Origin of the sequence: Paraburkholderia sp. J12 (genome assembly GCF_905220215.1) — a bacterium.
GTDB lineage: Bacteria > Pseudomonadota > Gammaproteobacteria > Burkholderiales > Burkholderiaceae > Paraburkholderia.
Map to the genome: position 1 here is coordinate 1 of NZ_CAJMZC010000025.1, position 17,570 is coordinate 17,570.

Here is a 17,570-nt window from a genome sequence, read left to right on the forward strand (position 1 = left end):
CCTGGTGGGCATCCAGGTGCCGGCCGCCGACGATGCGGAGTTCCGGTGCTTTCTCGCCACGCTCGGCTATCCGCACTGGGAAGAGACGCACAATCCGGCTTACCGGCTGTTCCTCGCGTAAATGAAGGCACAAGGGAAAGCAACCGTGGGTGTTTCGCTCTCCGACAAACTCGTGGTCGCGATCTCGTCGCGCGCGCTCTTCGATTTCGAAGAGGAAAACCGTGTGTTCGAGACCGGCGATCTCGCCACCTACGAAGCGCTCCAGCGCGAGCGCCTCACCGTGCCCGCACAGCCCGGCGTCGCGTTCGCGCTGATCCGCAAGCTGCTCGCGCTGAACAACGGCGCGCGCCACGTGGAAGTGGTGATTCTCTCGCGCAGCGATCCGATCAGCGGCCTGCGCACCTTCAGTTCGTGCCGCGAGCACGGCCTGAACGACGTCGAGCGCGGCGTGTTCACGCGCGGCCGCTCGCCGTGGGCTTATCTGAAGCCGCTCAACGCCTCGCTCTTTTTGTCCGCGAATCAGGACGACGTGCGCAGCGCGCTCGCCGCCGGATTTCCCGCCGCGCGCGTCTTTCCAGAATCGGCGACAATAGCGGAACGCAACGCGAACGAGATTCGCATCGCGTTCGACGGCGATGCCGTGCTGTTTTCCGACGAAGCCGAGCAGATCTTCCAGCACGAGGGCCTTTCCGCCTTCGTGAGCCACGAGCGCGACAATCGCGATCTGCCGCTCGCGCAAGGCCCGCTCAAGCCTCTGCTCGAAGCACTGCACCGCCTGCAGAAGCTCGCGGACGCCAATGCGCAAATGCGCATCCGCACCGCGCTCGTGACCGCGCGCTCCGCGCCGGCGCACGAACGCGCGATCCGCACGCTGATGGCCTGGAACATCGAAATCGACGAAGCGATGTTCCTCGGCGGACTCGACAAAGGCCCGTTCCTGCGCGAGTTCGAACCCGACTTTTTCTTCGACGACCAGATCCGCCACTGCGAATCGGCACGCTCGGTCACGGCGACCGGGCACGTGGCCGGCGGCGTGGCGAACAACGCAGCCATCGTAACCAGCGCATCATGACTCCCGAACAATCTCCGCTCGGCAAGCCCGCCGCCTATACCGAACAGTACGACGCCTCGCTGCTGTTCCCGATCCCGCGCGTGGGCGCGCGCGAAGCGATCGGCATCGGCGCGCAACTGCCCTTCTTCGGCACCGATATCTGGAACGCCTACGAGCTTTCGTGGCTCAACGCGCGCGGCAAGCCGCAGATCGCCATCGCCACGTTCTTCATCCCCGCCGATTCGCCCAACATCGTCGAATCGAAGTCGTTCAAGCTTTATCTGGGCTCGTTTGCGCAGACGCCGTTCGACTCGGTGGACACCGTGCGCGACACGCTCAAGCGCGATATCTCGGCGGCCTGCGGCGCTTCGGTGGTGGTGCGGCTCGAACAGCCGGGCGCGTTCGGCAAGATTCCGTTCGAGGAATTCGAAGGCCTCTCGCTCGACCGTCTCGATCTGGACGCCGAGGTCTATCATCCCGACGCCACGCTCCTCACGGCGGCCTTCGGCGAAGCACCGGTGGAAGAGACGCTGTACTCGAATCTCTTGAAATCGAACTGTCCGGTGACGGGCCAGCCCGACTGGGGCAGCGTGCAGATTCACTACGTGGGGCCGCAGATCGACCAGGCGGGCCTGTTGCGCTACATCATCTCGTACCGCAACCACACGGGCTTTCACGAGCAGTGCGCGGAGCGCATGTTCGTGGACATCATGAAGGCGTGCAAGCCGGATCGCCTTGCCGTCTACGCGCGCTACACGCGCCGCGGCGGGCTCGACATCAATCCGTTCCGCACCAACTTCAACATGCCGATGCCGGATAACGCGCGTCTCGCGCGCCAGTAAAACGAAGTTGTGAGGGGATGCCCGAAGAAGCGCCGGAACGATCGAAAGTCCGGCGCTTTTTTATGCCTATGCCTGTGCGTGGCCTATGCCCGCACCGTCAATGCGGCAGTTCGGCGGCGCCCATGCGCCGTGCGATCACGGCAGCGCGCTGGGCGAGATACGGCGAATTGCGGTGATCGTCGAAGTACTTGGGACGCGGCAGCATGACGGCAAGGCGCGCCGCCTGCCAGGCCGTGAGCTTCGCGGCCGACGTGCCGTAGTAGTAATGCGCGGCGGCCTCGGCCCCGTAGACGCCGTTGCCCCACTCCACCGAATTCAGATAGATCTCGAAGATGCGCTCCTTGTCGAGCAGCGTCTCCAGCATCCACGTGATGATGAGCTCCTGCCCCTTGCGGATATAGCTTTTCTCGCGAGAAAGGAACAGGTTGCGCGCGAGTTGCTGGGAGATCGTCGAGCCGCCGCGCACGATGCGGCCGCGCTGCTTGTTCTTCTCCCACGCCTGCAGGATCGCGTCGGTTTCGTAGCCGTTGTTGTTGACGAAGTTAGCGTCCTCGGAGGCGATGATCGCGCGCTTGAGATTGCGCGAAATCTGCTCATACGGCACCCACTGGTGCTGGATCGAGAAACCGGGATGGCCGGCGCCCAGTTGCGCCTCGTCGGTGCGCATGAAGGCCGTCGATTGCGGATCGACGAAGTTCCACAGGGCGATCTGCGCGAAATAGAAGACCTGCAGCGCGATCCACGCAATGGCGAAAACCGAGCCCACGTAAGCCGCCCAGCGCAGTGCGCCCGGGCGCCGCGCGGCCTGTTGGCCCGTCACGGCGGCCTCTCGCGTGGGCAGCGTGCGCACGATGAAACGCGTCAGGCCTGCGCCGCGAGCTGCGCGCGCAGCGCGGCCAATACCAGCGCGCTGTCGGGACGCACGCCGCGCCACACGTAGAACGATTCGGCGGCCTGCTCGACCAGCATGCCGAGGCCATCCGCCGCACGCGCGCCGAGCGACTGCGCGTGCCGCATGAACACGGTGGGCTGCGCGCCGTACATCATGTCGTAGGCGAGCGTGCCGGCACCGAACGCGCGCTCGTCGCATTCGGGCAGCGTTGCATCGAGGCTGCCCGCTGTGGCGTTGACGATCACGTCATAGGGCTTTGCGTCGACCGCCTGCGGACCGCCGCCGTTGAGAATGCAGCCCGCTTCGGCTGCTGCCGCCGCGAACTGGCCGATCAGGTCTTGCGCCTTCGCGGCCGTGCGGTTCACGATGGCGATCTCACGCGGCCCGCGCTCGAGCATCGGCAACACCACGCCGCGCGCCGCACCGCCCGCGCCGAGCAACAGCACGCGCGCGCCCTTGAACGCCACGCCCAGATTCGATTCGATGTCGCGCACGAGACCGAAGCCGTCGGTGTTGTCGCCGAAGATGCCATCTGCGTCGAAACGCAGCGTGTTCACCGCGCCTGCCGCCGCTGCGCGCGGCGAGAGCCGGTGCGCCAGCGCGTGCGCTTCGAGCTTGAACGGCACCGTCACGTTCATGCCGCGGCCGCCCGCGGCGCGGAACGCGTTCACCTCGGCGACGAAGCCGTCGAGCGGCGCGAGCAGGCGCCCATAGTCGATGCGCTCGCCGGTTTGCTGCGCGAACTGCGCATGAATGAACGGCGATTTGCTGTGCGCGATCGGGTTGCCGATCACGGCATAACGGTCGGCCTCGACAATGGCCTCGCCAGCGCGCGTCGCGGCACTCATTCGCGCGTCTCCGCTGCGTGCTGCGATTGCTGGACTTCCTCGCCGCCCGGCTCACCCTCGCCGGCTTCTCCCTCGGCTTCTGCGGCACCCGCATCCGACTCGGCCAGCGCCTCGGCTTCACTCTCGGCCGTCTCTTCCGTGGCGTCGATCAGTTCTTCGTCTTCGCCCGCATCCTCTTCTTCCGCGCCGCTCGCCACCACGGGCGCGTCGAGCACGCGCAGCATGCGCACCGAAGCTTCGATAGTCAGCTCGTCGATCGACATCACCTCGAGCAGCACACGCGTGCCGCGCGCATGCACCCCAAGCGCGGGCACGTGCATGATGAGCGGCACTTCCTCGAAGCGCACGAGATCGTCCTTGATGACGGTCGCCGCGAATTCCCGGCGGTTCTCCTGCTTGAGCCAGCGCAGGCACCAGAAGTACTCCATGCGGCGCTGGTAGTCGGCGTAGGCCGTATAGGTTTCGTCGAAGCCCTGCACGACCGCGAAGAGGTCGGCGTCTTTGGGCTTGAACGGAGCGGCGAGCTTCGCCGTGACGCCGTGCTCCACGCACGCGAGCAATTGCCACTGGTTCACGAGGTCGACGTAGCGGCGCAGCGGCGAGGTGCTCCAGGCGTACTGCGAGACGCCGAGGCCCTCGTGCGGCGCAGCCGTGGTCTGCATGCGCGTGCGCTTCGGGCCGCTCGGCGCGCCGAACGCGCGCTGCGAGCGGTAGATGCCCGGCACGCCGTGGTCGTGCAGGAAGGCGCCCCAGGTCGAATTCGCGAGAATCGCCAGCTCCGCGACGATCGTGTCGAGCGGCGAACCGCGGCGGCGCGGCGTGATCGTGACGTGCTCGCCGTCCACGTAGAAGTTGAAGTCGGTGTTGCGCTGCACTTCGCGGCGCAGACCGTAGCCGGCGCGCGCCTGCTGGCGCTTCTCGAACAGCGCCTGCGCGAACGGCCACAGCACGGCGATGTCGTCCTTGTGCGGATACTCGCCCGTGCCGGCCGCGAGCGTCTCTTCGGTCACGAGTTCGTCGAGCGTGTTGTGGCGCAGGTTGTTCTTCACGAACACGCGCTCGGCGCGCGTTTCGCTCGCCACGATCTCCTGGGTCTCGCGATTCACGATGGAGTACAGCGAGAGCGCCGGGCGCAGGCTGCCTTCCTTGAGCGTGAACGCATCGACGAAATCGTCGGGCAGCATCGTGATCTTGTCGCCGGGCATATAGACCGTCGAAAGCCGGGTGCGCGCGATCGTGTCCGCCATGTCGCCGCGCTGGATGCCGAGTGCCGGCGCCGCGATGTGGATGCCGATGCGCACGCGGCCGTCGGCCAGATGCTCGATGGAGAACGCGTCGTCGATTTCGGTGGTCGTGACGTCGTCGATCGAGAACGCCTCGACATTGGCCTCGGGCAGATCTTCGGGCAGCGCGCCCACCTGCACGGCCGGAAAGCCCGTGCCGTGCGGGAAGAATTCCGCGAGGAAGCGCGCCTCGTGCAGTGCGCGCGGCGAGGCAATGCCGCCGCATTCGAGCATCAGGCGCGGCATCGAAATGCCCCGCGCGGCGGCGGCGGCTTCGAGCGCCTTGTATTCGATCGAATTCTTGTCGGGCTTCGTGAGCAGGCCCAGCGCCTTGCCCTCGAACGCTTCGGGCAGCTTGCCCGCCTTCAGTTCCTCTTCGAAACCGGCCTGCACGAGCGCCTGCTGACGCTTGCGCTCGAGCGAGGCGAGCGCCATCTTGAGCTGCTCTTCGGGCGCGCGCTGATACTGGCCGCGCCCCTTGCGGCGAAAGTACACCGGCGAGCCGTGCAGGCGCAGCACGAGCGAGGCGCGTTCGGTCGGGCCCGAAGTCTCGCCGAAATATTCCGCGGCGAGCGCCGTGAACGCGAATTCGTCGGCAGGCGCGCACTCCCACAGGAAGTCGAGGTCGATCTCCTGCGCGGCGGCTTCCGCCTGCTCCATCAGTTCGCCGGCCGTGGGCTTGTCGAATTCGATCAGCACGTCTTTCGCGCGTACCTTCGCGCGGCGTCCGCCCGGCAACTCGACCTGGAACGCATCGCCCTGGCGCGACAGCACGCTGCCGGCCTTGAAACTGCCCGATTCCTCAAAGAAAACGTTCACTCAACACTCTCGTTCAGACTTGCTTGAACCGCTCGCGCCATGTTCGGGACATGGCCGGAAGCGGTGCTGCGCTGTATACATATAGGCGTTCGCGCGCGCTGCGCGAAGCCGGAAGATGAATCGACGCGTCAGGGCGCGTCGCACCATGCGATCACGTCATCGACGTAATCGGCAAATTCGCTGATGCCGTGGTCGCTGCCCTCGATCAACCGCGTGGGCACGCCCGCGTAGTGCGCGAGCATTTCGCGATAGTCGAGCACCTCGTCGCCCGTCGCGGCGATCAGCCAGTAGCGTTCGGGCTGCGTCACCTGGGCGACCGCCAGCGAACGCAACTCGTCCAGATGGCGCGGCTCGACGACGATGCTACCGCCGCCGTGCCAGAGCGGCTGCTCGCCCAGATACTTCGACAGGTCGCGGTCCGGCACCACCGCCGGGTTGAGCAGCACGGCGCGCCAGCCGTGCTTTTGCGCGAGATACGTCGCGAAATAGCCGCCGAGCGAGCTGCCGATCAGCGTCACGCGCGCGCCGCTATCGTCGCTATCGCCGGTTTCGTTCGCTCGCAGGCGCGCGGCGATCTCGCGCTCGGCCAGCGCGATCGCCTCGGCGGGCGAGACCGGCAGCACGGGGCAGAGCCATTCGGCGCTGCGGCCCAGTTCGGCAAGACGCGCTGCGAGCAGCCGCGCCTTGAACGACTGCGGCGACGAGCGAAAGCCGTGCAAGTAGACGATCACGTGGCGCTCCGCGCCGAAAGCGCATCCAGCAGCTTCTGATGCACGCCGCCAAAACCGCCGTTGCTCATCACGAGCACCTGATCGCCGGGACGGGCGGCGGCGGCCACCGCCTTCACCAGCGCATCGAGGTCGTGGAACGCCTGCGCCTTCGCGCCCAGCGGCGCGAGCGCCTCCGCGAGGTCCCAGCCCAGCGCGTCCTTGCCGCTCGGCGCGCCGTAGCCGAACACGAGGTCGGCATCAGCGAGGCTGGCCGGCAACTGCGCCTTCATCACGCCGAGCTTCATCGTGTTCGAGCGCGGCTCCAGCACGGCGAGGATGCGGGTATTGTCGCGGCCCACGCGCGTGCGCAGTCCCGCGACCGTCGTTTCGATCGCCGTGGGATGGTGCGCGAAGTCGTCATAGACGGTCACGCCGTCCACGCTACCGCGCACTTCCATGCGGCGCTTCACGTTGCGGAAGTCCGAAAGCGATCGGGCAGCCTGCGCCGGCGGCACGCCCACGCTGCGCGCGGCGGCAATCGAGGCCAGCGCGTTCTGGCGGTTGTGCTCGCCCTGGATCTGCCACCCCACTACGCCCACGCGTTCGCTGTTGTGATAGACGGCAAAACGCTCGTCCACGGGCACGCCATCCTCCGCGGGCAACGCCTGCCAGCCGCCGTCCACGCCGAAGCGTTCCACCTCGCTCCACACGCCGCGCGCGAGCACGCGCTCGAGCGCATCCGAACGGCCGTTCGTCACGATGCGGCCCACGCCCGGGATCGTGCGCACGAGATGATGGAACTGCGTTTCGATGGCGGCGAGATCGGGGAAGATGTCGGCGTGATCGTATTCGAGGTTGTTCAGCACGGCCGTGCGCGGCCGGTAATGGACGAACTTCGAACGCTTGTCGAAGAACGCCGTGTCGTACTCGTCGGCTTCGATCACGAAGAAGCTCGAATCGGTGAGCCGCGCCGAGACGCCGAAATTGAGCGGCACTCCGCCGATCAGAAAGCCGGGATTCAGGCCCGCGTCTTCCAGCAGCCAGGCGAGCATCGAGCTCGTCGTGGTCTTGCCGTGCGTGCCCGCTACCGCGAGCACCCATTTGTCCTGCAGCACATGCTCGCCCAGCCACTGCGGCCCCGACGTATACGGCAGCCCGCGATTGAGGATCTCCTCCATCAGCGGATTGCCGCGCGTGACCACGTTGCCGATGACGTAAAGGTCGGGGTTCAGCTCGACCTGGCTTGCGTCATAGCCCTCGATCAGGCGGATGCCCTGCGCTTCGAGCTGGGTGCTCATCGGCGGATACACCCCCGCGTCGCAGCCTGTCACGGTGTGGCCTGCGCTGCGCGCGAGCACGGCGAGACCGCCCATGAACGTACCGCAGATGCCGAGGATATGGATGTGCATAAGCCTTGCGCGCCGCGCGGGCGCCGGGAAACGGGTTATTGGGTTTGCCGGGTGGGATGAGCGAAGACGGCGGCGTGCGCCCCCGCAAAGAACGGTATTGTACCCGAGGCCCCGGGCGTTTTCGGCGCGGGGCGGCGGCCCCGCCGAGGGGGCTGCCCGGGCAGGCCGGGGCACCGTGGCCTCCGGGACCCCGGACTTTCTCTAGTATGATTGACGCATGATTCGCAGATCACATTTCGATCCGCAACGCGTGCGCGAGGAAATCGCCATCGCGGCAGCACGGATGATCGCCGAGGACGGACTCGACTACGCAACGGCCAAGCGCAAGGCAGCGCGGCAGGTCGTGGGGGAAACGCGCATCGAAGGCGGCTGGCTGCCCGATAACGACCAGATTGAAGACGAGATCCGCGAATATCAGGCCCTGTTTCAGGGTGAAAGCCAGCCGGCCGTGCTGCGGCGCCTGCGTGAGATCGCGCTCGACTGGATGAAGCGGCTCGACGCCTTCCAGCCGTTCGTGACGGGCGCGGTGCTCAACGGCACGGCGGGCGAGCATTCGGACATCCATTTGCAGATCTTCTGCGACAACCCGAAAGACGTCGCCATCTGGCTGCTCAATGCGAATGTGCAATATGACGTCTCGGAAACGCGCCATTTCGCGGCGCGCGGTTACGTGGAAACGCTGAGCTTCATCTACAAGGTATCCCGCGACGAGGCGCCGGTGGGCATCCACGTTGCGCTCTACGATACCGACGACCTGCGCGGCGCGGTCCGTGCCGACGCGCGCGGGCGCCTCGCCCGCGCGAGTGCGCCGGCGTTGCAGGCGCTGATCGACGAAGGCGACGAAGCTGACGAACACGACGCAGGTAACGACTCTCCCGCACCCTGACCGGTGCCCTCTAAACCAGCACGATCAACCGAAAAGCGCAGCGATGAACACGAAGCGGATTCTGGCCGGTGTCGCGGTAGCGGCAGTGGCCGCCGGCGGCGGCATTCTGGCGGGACATTGGGCCAACGGCGGCAACGCGGGGACGGCCGATGCGGCCCAGGCCGCGACGTCGCAGAACGCAGTCGGCCAGCTCTGGTCGGCGGCGGTGACGACACCCGACGGCAAGCCCCAGTCGCTCGCCCTCTACAAGGGCCGGCCGATCGTCGTGAACTTCTGGGCTTCGTGGTGCGGGCCGTGCGTCGAGGAAATGCCCGAACTCTCGGCACTTCAGCGCGAGTACGCGAAAAAAGGCATCCAGTTCCTGGGACTCGGCGTCGATTCGAGCACCAACATCAAGACCTTCCTTCAGAAAGTGCACGTCGACTATCCGGTCTATGTCGCCGGATTCGGCGGCGCGGACGTCGCCCGCGCCTTCGGCAACATGGCGGGCGGCCTGCCTTACACGGTCGTAATCGACGCGAACGGCAACGTACGCGCGACAAAATTAGGCCAAATCAAACCGGACGAGCTGCGGCGTACGCTCGACGCACTTTGAAGCAGTGGAAACTTTGACCTGATCTTAACGGCCGTACAGCACTTTTTGCCGTGGAATTTACGTTATTTGACGGAAGATCAGGGATTCTGCCGGGCTCCGGACGAGCTTGGGGTCATATCCCCCGTTCGGAAAACTAGACAAATTTCTCTAATCGGCGCTAAAGTTCGCGCAACTCCACGGAAAAGAAGCAACCATGACGCGACTGCTGGTTCTGCACGGCCCCAACCTCAATCTTCTCGGCACCCGGGAACCTGAGGTCTATGGGCGCGTGACGCTCCCGCAGATCGATCAGGCGCTCTCCGACCGCGCCGCGGACGCAGGCGTCGATCTCGCGACATTCCAGAGCAATCACGAAGGCGCGCTCGTCGATCGCATCCAGGCCGCGCGCGCGGAACATACCGATTTCATCCTGATCAACCCGGCGGCGTACACGCACACGAGCGTGGCGATCCGGGATGCGCTTGCGGGCGTCGGCATTCCGTTCGTCGAAATTCACCTGTCGAACGTGCATCGCCGCGAAGCGTTCCGGCATCACTCGTACTTCTCCGACCAGGCCGAAGGCGTCATCTGCGGCCTCGGCTGGAAGGGCTATCTGTACGCGCTCGAATTCGCGCTCGACCGGCTCGCCGCCGGCAAGAGCGCCTGATTCGCCGGCCGCGCAGGCAGAATAGCCCACGCATCTGACAGACAAAACCCATCCCGTGCCGGGGCCCGCGCCCCGGCACTTCACGTATTCAAAGGGGCTGCACCATGGATCTACGTAAGCTGAAGACTCTGATCGACCTCGTCTCCGAATCGGGCATCTCGGAGCTCGAAGTCACCGAGGGTGAAGGCAAGGTGCGTATCGTGAAGAACGCGCCGCCGGTTTACGTCCAGCCGGCCGCGCAATACGCCGCGCCGGCCGCTGCCCCGCTCGCCGCGCCGGGCCATGCCCCCGAAGCCGCCGCTCCGGCCGCCGCCGCGCCGGCCGTCCCGCAGGGCCACGTCGTGACCTCGCCGATGGTCGGCACGTTCTACCGCGCACCGTCGCCGGGCGCCGATCCGTTCGTCCAGGTCGGCGACACGGTCAAGGAAGGCCAGACGCTTTGCATCATCGAAGCGATGAAGCTGCTCAACGAAATCGAGTCGGACGTGGCCGGCGTGGTCAAGGAAATCCTCGTCGATAACGGCCAGGCCGTCGAATACGGCCAGCCGCTGTACGTGATCGCCTAAAGCTGTCCGCGCTTTTTCCGTATGCGGGAAAAGCGCACGCGTCGCTTCTGGCGCGTGCCGCGGCCTTCTCGGGCCTTGCACGCGCGACCGATCCTCTGAGGCAGCCCGCTCGCGTTTTCAGCGGCGCCCATTGATGAGTCGAATACCCACCATGTTTGAAAAAATCCTCATTGCCAACCGTGGCGAAATCGCGCTCCGCATCCAGCGCGCGTGCCGCGAGCTCGGCGTCAAGACGGTCGTCGTCTATTCGGAAGCCGACAAGGAAGCCAAGTACGTGAAGCTCGCCGACGAGGCGGTCTGCATCGGACCGGCGCCGTCGAATCTGAGCTACCTCAACATGCCGGCGCTCATCAGCGCGGCCGAGGTCACCGACGCCGAAGCGATTCACCCCGGCTACGGCTTTCTCTCCGAGAACGCGGACTTCGCCGAGCGCGTCGAGCAATCGGGCTTCGTGTTCATCGGACCGCGCCCGGACACGATCCGCATGATGGGCGACAAGGTCACCGCGAAGCAGACGATGATCAAGACCGGCGTGCCCTGCGTGCCGGGCTCGGAAGGCGCCCTGCCCGACGATCCGAAGGAGATCGTGAAGATCGCGCGCGCGATCGGCTACCCGGTCATCATCAAGGCCGCAGGCGGCGGCGGCGGCCGCGGCATGCGCGTCGTGCACACGGAAGCGGCGCTCGTGAACGCGGTCAACATGACCCGCGAGGAAGCCGGCCGTGCGTTCGGCAACCCGCAGGTGTACATGGAGAAGTACCTCGAGAACCCGCGCCACGTCGAAATCCAGATACTCGCGGACTCGTTCAAGAATGCCGTGTGGCTCGGCGAGCGCGACTGCTCGATGCAGCGCCGCCACCAGAAGGTGATCGAAGAAGCGCCGGCGCCGGGCATCGCGCGGCGCCTGCTCGACCGCATCGGCGACCGCTGCGCCGACGCCTGCAAGAAGATGGGCTATCTCGGCGCGGGCACGTTCGAATTCCTCTACGAAAACGGCGAGTTCTACTTCATCGAAATGAACACGCGCGTGCAGGTCGAGCACCCGGTCACCGAGCTCATCACCGGCATCGACATCGTGCAGGAACAGATCCGCATCGCCGCCGGCGAGAAGCTCTCGTTCCGTCAGCGCGACATCCAGTTGAAGGGCCACGCGATCGAGTGCCGCATCAATGCGGAAGATCCGTTCAAGTTCACGCCGTCGCCGGGTCGTCTCACCTCGTGGCACATGCCGGGCGGCCCCGGCGTGCGCGTCGATTCGCACGCCTACAATGGCTATTTCGTGCCGCCGAACTATGATTCGATGATCGGCAAGCTGATCACCTACGGCGCGACACGCGAGCAGGCGATCCAGCGCATGCGCATCGCCCTTTCGGAAATGGTGGTCGAAGGCATCCAGACCAACATCCCGCTGCACCGCGAGCTGATGCTCGACGCGAAGTTCGTCGAAGGCGGCACGAGCATCCATTACCTCGAAAACCGTCTGGCCGAGCGCCAGCAGGTCAAGAAGGAAGAAGCGTAATCCATGAGCTATCGGGAACTGATCGTCGAGCTCGATCGCGAGCGCGCGGAGGAACTCTCCGACGCGCTGATCGAGCTCGGCGCGCTGTCGGTGTCGGTGGAAGACGCCGATGCCGACACGCCCGATGAGCAGCCGCTCTTCGGCGAGCCGGGCCTCACGCCCGAGCGCACCGCCTGGCAGCATTCGCGCGTGATCGCGCTGATCGGCAACGAGCAGGATCCCGCCGTGCTGCTCGCGGCCGCCGCGAACGAACTGGGCCTCGGCGCAACGCCGAAGTTCTCGCTGCGCGACGTGGAGGAACAGGACTGGGTGCGGCTCACGCAATCGCAGTTCGAGCCGATCGCCATCGGCGAGCGCATCTGGGTCGTGCCGTCCTGGCACGATGCGCCGGACCCCGACGCACTCGTGCTCGAACTCGATCCGGGCCTCGCGTTCGGCACGGGCAGCCACCCCACCACGCGCCTGTGCATGGAGTGGCTCGAGCAGAACGTGAAGGCGGGCAACTCGCTCCTCGATTACGGCTGCGGCTCGGGCATCCTCGCGATCCTCGCGCAGAAGTGCGGCGCCAACCCCGTGATCGGTATCGACATCGACCCGCAGGCGGTCGAGTCGGCGCGCCACAACAGCGAGCGCAATCGCGCCGACGTCACCTACGGCCTGCCCGACGACTGCCCGCCGGGCGAGTTCGACATCGTGGTCGCGAACATCCTCTCGAATCCGCTCAAGCTGATGGCGTCGATGCTTTCGTCGCGCGTGAAGCCGGGCGGTCGCATTGCGCTCTCGGGCATTCTCGCGCGCCAGGCCGAAGAGGTCGCGCGCGTGTACGAACGCTGGATCGACATCGCGGTCTGGCGCGAGCACGAAGGCTGGGTTTGCCTTGCCGGCACACGGCGCGGGTAGCCGTGGATTGCCAGTAGAATGGCGGGTATCGCCCACCTCCCGGTTCCGGCCCACATGCTCCTCGCAACGCGCTGTCCGTTCTGCGAAACCGTCTTCCGTGTTCAGCCCGCGCAGCTTGCTGCGCGCCGCGGCCTCGTGCGCTGCGGGCACTGCCGGGAAGCGTTCGACGCGTCGGGCAGCCTGTTCGAAGTCGCCGCGGGCGGTGACTTCGCAAGCGCCGTGCCCGTTGCGGCCGACGTGGCGGCACGCCTGACGGCGAGCGAGCCGATCCCGTCCGCAGAAGGGCACGCAGCGGCGACCGAACCCGCCGCCGGACCCGACTTCTCGAACCGCGCCTGGGATCCGTGGGCACCGCGTCCCGGCAGCAGCGTCGATCCGGGTCTGCAATACACAGCCGACCAGTTGCCGCGTACCGGGGTGGCCCCGGGCGCCGGGACTAACCGCCTCCACGACGAACCGGCACTCGCGCAGACCCCGCAGGCGGAGCGAGCTTCCTCGTGGCGCCGCGTCGAACCCGGTCTCACCGAGCCCACGCTCTCGGCAACCGATGCCGCCGCTGCCCGGACGCACGATCCCGAACCCGTGTTCTCGCGCGGTGCCGCTTCATCTGCCACCGCTTCATCCGCTCCTCCTTCGCCTGGCGTTGCAGCCACCCCCACGTTCAGCGCGCTCTCGCCCAACGACGGCGCGGAGCCCTTCGCCGTCACGCGCGAAGCGCCGGCGCGCGCGCCGCGCCGCACGGGTTGGCGCATCGTCGGCGGGCTCGTCGCGCTCGTGCTGCTCGCGCTGCTCGGCGCACAGCTCGCCTGGTGGCTGCGCGAGACCGTGATGGTGTATTGGCCCGATTCGCAGCCGCTGTATGTACAGGCCTGCCAGCAGATCGGCTGCCGCGTGATGCCGCCGCGTGACATCGACGGCCTGCAGGTCGAGCCGTCCGACTTGCGCCAGGTGGACGATCCGCATCACCTCGAACTGAAGGTGCCGCTGCGCAATCATTTCAGCGTGGCGCTCGCGTATCCGGCGATGGAACTCACGCTGCTCGACCGCCAGAACAACGTGGTCGTGCGCCGCGTGCTGTGGCCGCAGGACTATGTGAGCCCCGGCACGCACCTCGAGGCCGGCCTGCCCGCACGCACCACGCAGATGATGATCGTGCGGCTCGACACCGGCAACGTCGTTGCCTCGAACTTCCGCATCGAGATTTTCTATCCCTGATGCCTGTTTCGTTTGCGGCGCCGCCCTTCCCGCGGCCCGCGCGTTCCCTGCGTCGGGCGCTGCCGGACGCGCTTTTTTTTACCTCTAAATGCATTCCCGGAGAGCACATCATGAGTCAAGTTACGCTGGGTGGTAACCCGATCGACGTCGCAGGCACGTTCCCGTCGGCCGGCCAGAAGGCACCGGCGTTCTCGCTCGTCGGCCGTGATCTGAAGCCCATTTCGCTCGCCGACTTCGGCGGCAAGCGCAAGGTGCTGAACATCGTCCCGAGCCTCGACACGCCGGTCTGCGCCACCTCCACGCGCAAGTTCAACGAATCCGCAGGCAAGCTCGACAACACGGTCGTCGTGGTCGTCTCGGGCGACCTGCCCTTCGCCGCTGCGCGCTTCTGCTCGACCGAAGGCATCGAAAACGTCGTGACGGCCTCGACCTTCCGCGGCCACGACTTCGCCCAGGCCTACGGCGTGGACGTGACGAGCGGCCCGCTCGCCGGCCTGACCGCGCGCGCAGTCGTGGTGATCGACGCCAACGACAACGTCGTGTACGCCGAGCGCGTTTCGGAAATCAAGAACGAACCGAACTACGACGCTGCCCTCGCAGCCCTGAAGTAATCCAGGGCCGGCGCGCCGCCTCGCGCGGCGCGCGCCCTCTCATTCCACGCCCTACAGGACATCCCGCCTTGGCTACGCTGATCTGCGGCTCGCTCGCCTACGACAACATCATGACCTTCGAGGGTCGCTTCCGGGAACACATCCTGCCCGAGCAGGTGCACATCCTGAACGTGAGCTTCCTCGTGCCGACGATGCGCCGCGAATTCGGCGGCTGTGCGGGCAACATCGCCTACGCGCTGCATCTGCTCGGCGGCGACGCGCGCATCATGGCGACGCTCGGCGCCGCCGATGCCGCGCCTTACCTCGAGCGTCTCGACACGCTCGGCCTTTCGAAGGCGCACGTGCGCGTGCTGCCCGACACCTGGTCGGCGCAGGCGATGATCACGACCGACCTCGAGAACAACCAGATCACCGCGTTCCACCCGGGCGCGATGATGCAGTCCCACCTGAACCGCGCCGACGAAGCGCCCGGCATCAAGCTCGGCATCGTCGCCCCGGACGGCTTCGACGGCATGGTCCAGCACGTCGAGCAATTCGCGAAGGCCGGCATCCCGTTCGTTTTCGACCCGGGCCAGGGTCTGCCGCTGTTCGACGGTGCGTCGCTACGCCGCGCCATTGAACTTGCGACGTATGTTGCGGTCAACGATTACGAAGCCAACCTTGTGAGCCATCGCACCGGCTGGTCGTTCGACGAGATCGCCAGCAAAGTGGACGCGCTGATTGTCACGCGCGGCGAGCATGGGTCGCAGATCTATCATGACGGCAGTATCGAAGAGATTCCGGCGGTGAAGGCCGCCCAGGTGCTGGACCCCACCGGCTGCGGCGACGCGTTCCGCGGCGGCCTGCTCTACGGCATCGAGAATGGCCTCGGCTGGGCAACCGCCGGCCGGCTCGCGAGCCTGATGGGCGCGCTCAAGATCGAACAACAAGGTCCGCAGAACTATGCGCCCACGAGGGTGCAAATCAATGAACGGTTCAAGGAAGCGTTCGGTTACGAACTGCCGAAATGAACACGGGCCCCGCGCGGGGGCCTTTTGGAGCAACGGGTATGAAAACAACGAATCGTCTGATTGTCGGAGTCTTGATCGCGGGTTCGCTCGCGATGTCGGGGTGTGCGTATAACAGCAGTTCATCCGATGTCTATACGGCGTCGCAGGCGCAGCGCGAAGAAACGGTCCGCATGGGCACGGTCGAGAGCGTGCGCGCGGTGAAGATCAGCTCGAACAACGGCCAGCCGAGCGGTCTGGGCGCCGTTGGCGGCGGCGCGCTGGGCGCCGTGGCCGGCAGCCGGATCGGCGGCGGCACGGGCTCGATCGTCACGGGCATCATCGGCGGTATCGCGGGCGCCGTGGCCGGCAACGCGATCGAGAACGGCGTGGCCATGCGCGACGGCCTGGAGATCACGGTGCGCCTCGACAACGGCGACCTGCGCGCGATCACGCAAACGGCCACCGGCGAAGTCTTCAACGCGGGCGATCGTGTGCGCCTGCTGTCGAGTGGCGGCGTGACCCGCGTCACCCACTAACTACCGGTTTCCCCTGTACCGCGTCGGCGCCTCGCGCCTTACGCGGAACCTCAGGCGCATGTGCTCCCCTGTGCATGCGCCTTTTTTCATGCCTGCGCTTTTTGTGCCTGCACGCCAGGGAGTCCATACGGCCCACGCGATCACCGGGCCGCAAGGCTGAGAGACGAAAAAAATCCCGCCGCGGGCAAACCCGGCGACGGGATCATGTCCGGGCTTCGCAACGACTCCGAAGCCTGGCGAACCGCGAAGCGCGCGCCCTCCAAGGCACGCGCGCCTCGCCTGGTACTACGACATATTACGGACGGCTTCCGGTCGGGAACGGCCATGCTGCGGCCGGGTTCAGCGCCGTTTTCACCGTTGCAGCGGGCGCGGCCGGTTGCGCAACGGGGGCAGCAGGTGCGGGAGCGGCAGCCTTTTTCGCGGGCGCCTTCTTGGCAGCCTTCTTCGCAGCAGCCTTCTTCGCAGGCGCCTTCTTGGCTGCGGTCTTCTTCGCCGCGGCCTTCTTCGCCGGCGCTGCCTTCTTCGCAGCAACCTTCTTCACCGCGACCTTCTTGGCGGCAACCTTCTTCGCTGCGGCCTTCTTCGCCGGTGCTGCCTTCTTCGCAGCAACCTTCTTCACGGCGACTTTCTTCGCTGCGACCTTCTTGACCGCAACCTTCTTCGCTGCGGCCTTCTTCGCCGGCGCTGCCTTCTTCGCAGCAACCTTCTTCACGGCGACTTTCTTCGCTGCGACCTTCTTGACCGCAACCTTCTTCGCAGCAGCCTTCTTGGCCGGTGCTGCCTTCTTCGCTGCAACCTTCTTCACTGCGACCTTCTTGGCCGCCGGTTTCTTCTTGGCAGTTGCCATTTTCTTCTCCTTCAGGTTCAGATGAGAGTTAGTTCAAACACACCCTTCGTCAAAACCCGCTTCCCGCGAACGCTTCTCACGGCGCACACTACGAAGCGGGCTATTCATCGGCGTACGCTGATCCCGCGCGCTTACGCTAATGAATGCGGTAAGGCGCACTGGGCCCTCGGGCACAGCGCGCCAGGTCAAACCCGCGTCGGATACCGACGCCGGCCAACGTTCGTTGAGGACGCAAGCCACACCACACGTGGGGCCTGCGCCTTTTTCCGGGGGGAAGTTTGCCCATCCCTCTGAAGGGTTCGCAAAGTGCCAGTCGTATCGGTAGGCCACCGGGGCCCCGGGCACGCTTTGCATCAGGCGTTCCTGCTCCTAATCATCTAGCCGGCATCCCGCGCGCGTCGCGTGA

19 protein-coding genes are annotated in these 17,570 nt (G+C 66.2%); 12 read left to right on the forward strand and 7 right to left on the reverse strand.

Going from position 1 to position 17,570, the window contains the following annotated elements; genetic code table 11:
* Window positions 1-145 precede the first annotated feature (145 nt).
* Both U5760_RS30205 and queF read left to right on the forward strand, forming a co-directional pair.
* Complete coding sequence (locus U5760_RS30205; protein ID WP_322015976.1) at window positions 146-1,072, forward strand: 5'-nucleotidase; 927 nt, start codon at window positions 146-148, stop codon at window positions 1,070-1,072.
* The gene (gene queF, locus U5760_RS30210; RefSeq protein WP_322015977.1) at window positions 1,069-1,893 is read left to right on the forward strand and encodes an NADPH-dependent 7-cyano-7-deazaguanine reductase QueF; all 825 of its coding nucleotides are present in this window, start codon (window positions 1,069-1,071) and stop codon (window positions 1,891-1,893) included. The genes U5760_RS30205 and queF overlap by 4 nt, the downstream gene beginning before the upstream one ends.
* 97 nt (window positions 1,894-1,990) lie before the next feature.
* On the opposite strand, the gene mtgA is transcribed toward queF, so the two are convergent.
* From mtgA to mpl, 5 genes are all read right to left on the reverse strand, one after another.
* Window positions 1,991-2,734 carry a monofunctional biosynthetic peptidoglycan transglycosylase gene (gene mtgA / locus U5760_RS30215; RefSeq protein ID WP_415914207.1) on the reverse strand — a complete coding sequence of 248 codons (744 nt, stop codon included), beginning with the start codon at window positions 2,732-2,734 and terminating at the stop codon, window positions 1,991-1,993.
* A 20-nt stretch (window positions 2,735-2,754) separates the two neighbouring features.
* A complete protein-coding gene (gene aroE / locus U5760_RS30220) occupies window positions 2,755-3,633 on the reverse strand; it encodes a shikimate dehydrogenase (protein WP_322015978.1) in 879 nt (292 codons plus the stop codon).
* Window positions 3,630-5,735 (reverse strand): ribonuclease catalytic domain-containing protein, encoded by a 2,106-nt coding sequence (locus U5760_RS30225; RefSeq protein ID WP_322015979.1) that lies wholly within the window; start codon window positions 5,733-5,735, stop codon window positions 3,630-3,632. Before U5760_RS30225 ends, aroE begins: the two co-directional genes overlap by 4 nt.
* 128 nt (window positions 5,736-5,863) lie before the next feature.
* The gene (locus U5760_RS30230; protein ID WP_322015980.1) at window positions 5,864-6,466 is read right to left on the reverse strand and encodes a YqiA/YcfP family alpha/beta fold hydrolase; all 603 of its coding nucleotides are present in this window, start codon (window positions 6,464-6,466) and stop codon (window positions 5,864-5,866) included.
* Window positions 6,463-7,854: a UDP-N-acetylmuramate:L-alanyl-gamma-D-glutamyl-meso-diaminopimelate ligase gene (gene mpl, locus U5760_RS30235; protein ID WP_322015981.1), complete on the reverse strand. Its 1,392-nt coding sequence runs from the start codon at window positions 7,852-7,854 to the stop codon at window positions 6,463-6,465. The genes U5760_RS30230 and mpl overlap by 4 nt, the downstream gene beginning before the upstream one ends.
* Before the next feature lie 217 nt (window positions 7,855-8,071).
* On the opposite strand from mpl, the gene U5760_RS30240 reads away from it, so the two are divergent.
* The 10 genes from U5760_RS30240 to U5760_RS30285 all read left to right on the forward strand — a co-directional run bounded on the left by U5760_RS30240 (window position 8,072) and on the right by U5760_RS30285 (window position 16,317).
* Window positions 8,072-8,740 (forward strand): UDP-N-acetylmuramate--alanine ligase, encoded by a 669-nt coding sequence (locus U5760_RS30240; RefSeq protein ID WP_322015982.1) that lies wholly within the window; start codon window positions 8,072-8,074, stop codon window positions 8,738-8,740.
* Window positions 8,741-8,783: 43 nt separating this feature from the next.
* Window positions 8,784-9,335: a TlpA disulfide reductase family protein gene (locus U5760_RS30245; RefSeq protein ID WP_322015983.1), complete on the forward strand. Its 552-nt coding sequence runs from the start codon at window positions 8,784-8,786 to the stop codon at window positions 9,333-9,335.
* Window positions 9,336-9,528: 193 nt separating this feature from the next.
* Window positions 9,529-9,981: a type II 3-dehydroquinate dehydratase gene (gene aroQ, locus U5760_RS30250; protein WP_028228700.1), complete on the forward strand. Its 453-nt coding sequence runs from the start codon at window positions 9,529-9,531 to the stop codon at window positions 9,979-9,981.
* Window positions 9,982-10,085: 104 nt separating this feature from the next.
* A complete protein-coding gene (accB, locus tag U5760_RS30255; protein WP_322015984.1) occupies window positions 10,086-10,547 on the forward strand; it encodes an acetyl-CoA carboxylase biotin carboxyl carrier protein in 462 nt (153 codons plus the stop codon).
* 151 nt (window positions 10,548-10,698) lie between these two features.
* Window positions 10,699-12,066: an acetyl-CoA carboxylase biotin carboxylase subunit gene (gene accC / locus U5760_RS30260; RefSeq protein ID WP_322015985.1), complete on the forward strand. Its 1,368-nt coding sequence runs from the start codon at window positions 10,699-10,701 to the stop codon at window positions 12,064-12,066.
* A 3-nt stretch (window positions 12,067-12,069) separates the two neighbouring features.
* Window positions 12,070-12,966: a 50S ribosomal protein L11 methyltransferase gene (gene prmA, locus U5760_RS30265; protein WP_322015986.1), complete on the forward strand. Its 897-nt coding sequence runs from the start codon at window positions 12,070-12,072 to the stop codon at window positions 12,964-12,966.
* A 54-nt stretch (window positions 12,967-13,020) separates the two neighbouring features.
* Window positions 13,021-14,181 (forward strand): zinc-ribbon and DUF3426 domain-containing protein, encoded by a 1,161-nt coding sequence (locus tag U5760_RS30270; RefSeq protein ID WP_322015987.1) that lies wholly within the window; start codon window positions 13,021-13,023, stop codon window positions 14,179-14,181.
* Window positions 14,182-14,291: 110 nt separating this feature from the next.
* Window positions 14,292-14,792, forward strand: coding sequence for a thiol peroxidase (tpx, locus tag U5760_RS30275; RefSeq protein WP_322015988.1), 501 nt, complete (start codon window positions 14,292-14,294; stop codon window positions 14,790-14,792).
* 68 nt (window positions 14,793-14,860) lie between these two features.
* Window positions 14,861-15,802, forward strand: a complete 942-nt coding sequence (locus tag U5760_RS30280; RefSeq protein ID WP_322015989.1) for a carbohydrate kinase family protein — start codon at window positions 14,861-14,863, stop codon at window positions 15,800-15,802.
* Window positions 15,803-15,840: 38 nt separating this feature from the next.
* Window positions 15,841-16,317, forward strand: coding sequence for a glycine zipper 2TM domain-containing protein (locus U5760_RS30285; RefSeq protein ID WP_028228693.1), 477 nt, complete (start codon window positions 15,841-15,843; stop codon window positions 16,315-16,317).
* 295 nt (window positions 16,318-16,612) lie between these two features.
* Here U5760_RS30285 and U5760_RS30290 read toward each other — a convergent pair whose 3' ends face one another.
* Together U5760_RS30290 and U5760_RS30295 are read right to left on the reverse strand one after the other, a co-directional pair.
* Window positions 16,613-17,164, reverse strand: a complete 552-nt coding sequence (locus tag U5760_RS30290) for a histone H1-like DNA-binding protein (RefSeq protein WP_322015990.1) — start codon at window positions 17,162-17,164, stop codon at window positions 16,613-16,615.
* A 33-nt stretch (window positions 17,165-17,197) separates the two neighbouring features.
* Window positions 17,198-17,518, reverse strand: a complete 321-nt coding sequence (locus U5760_RS30295; protein ID WP_322015991.1) for a hypothetical protein — start codon at window positions 17,516-17,518, stop codon at window positions 17,198-17,200.
* Window positions 17,519-17,570: the final 52 nt, after the last annotated feature.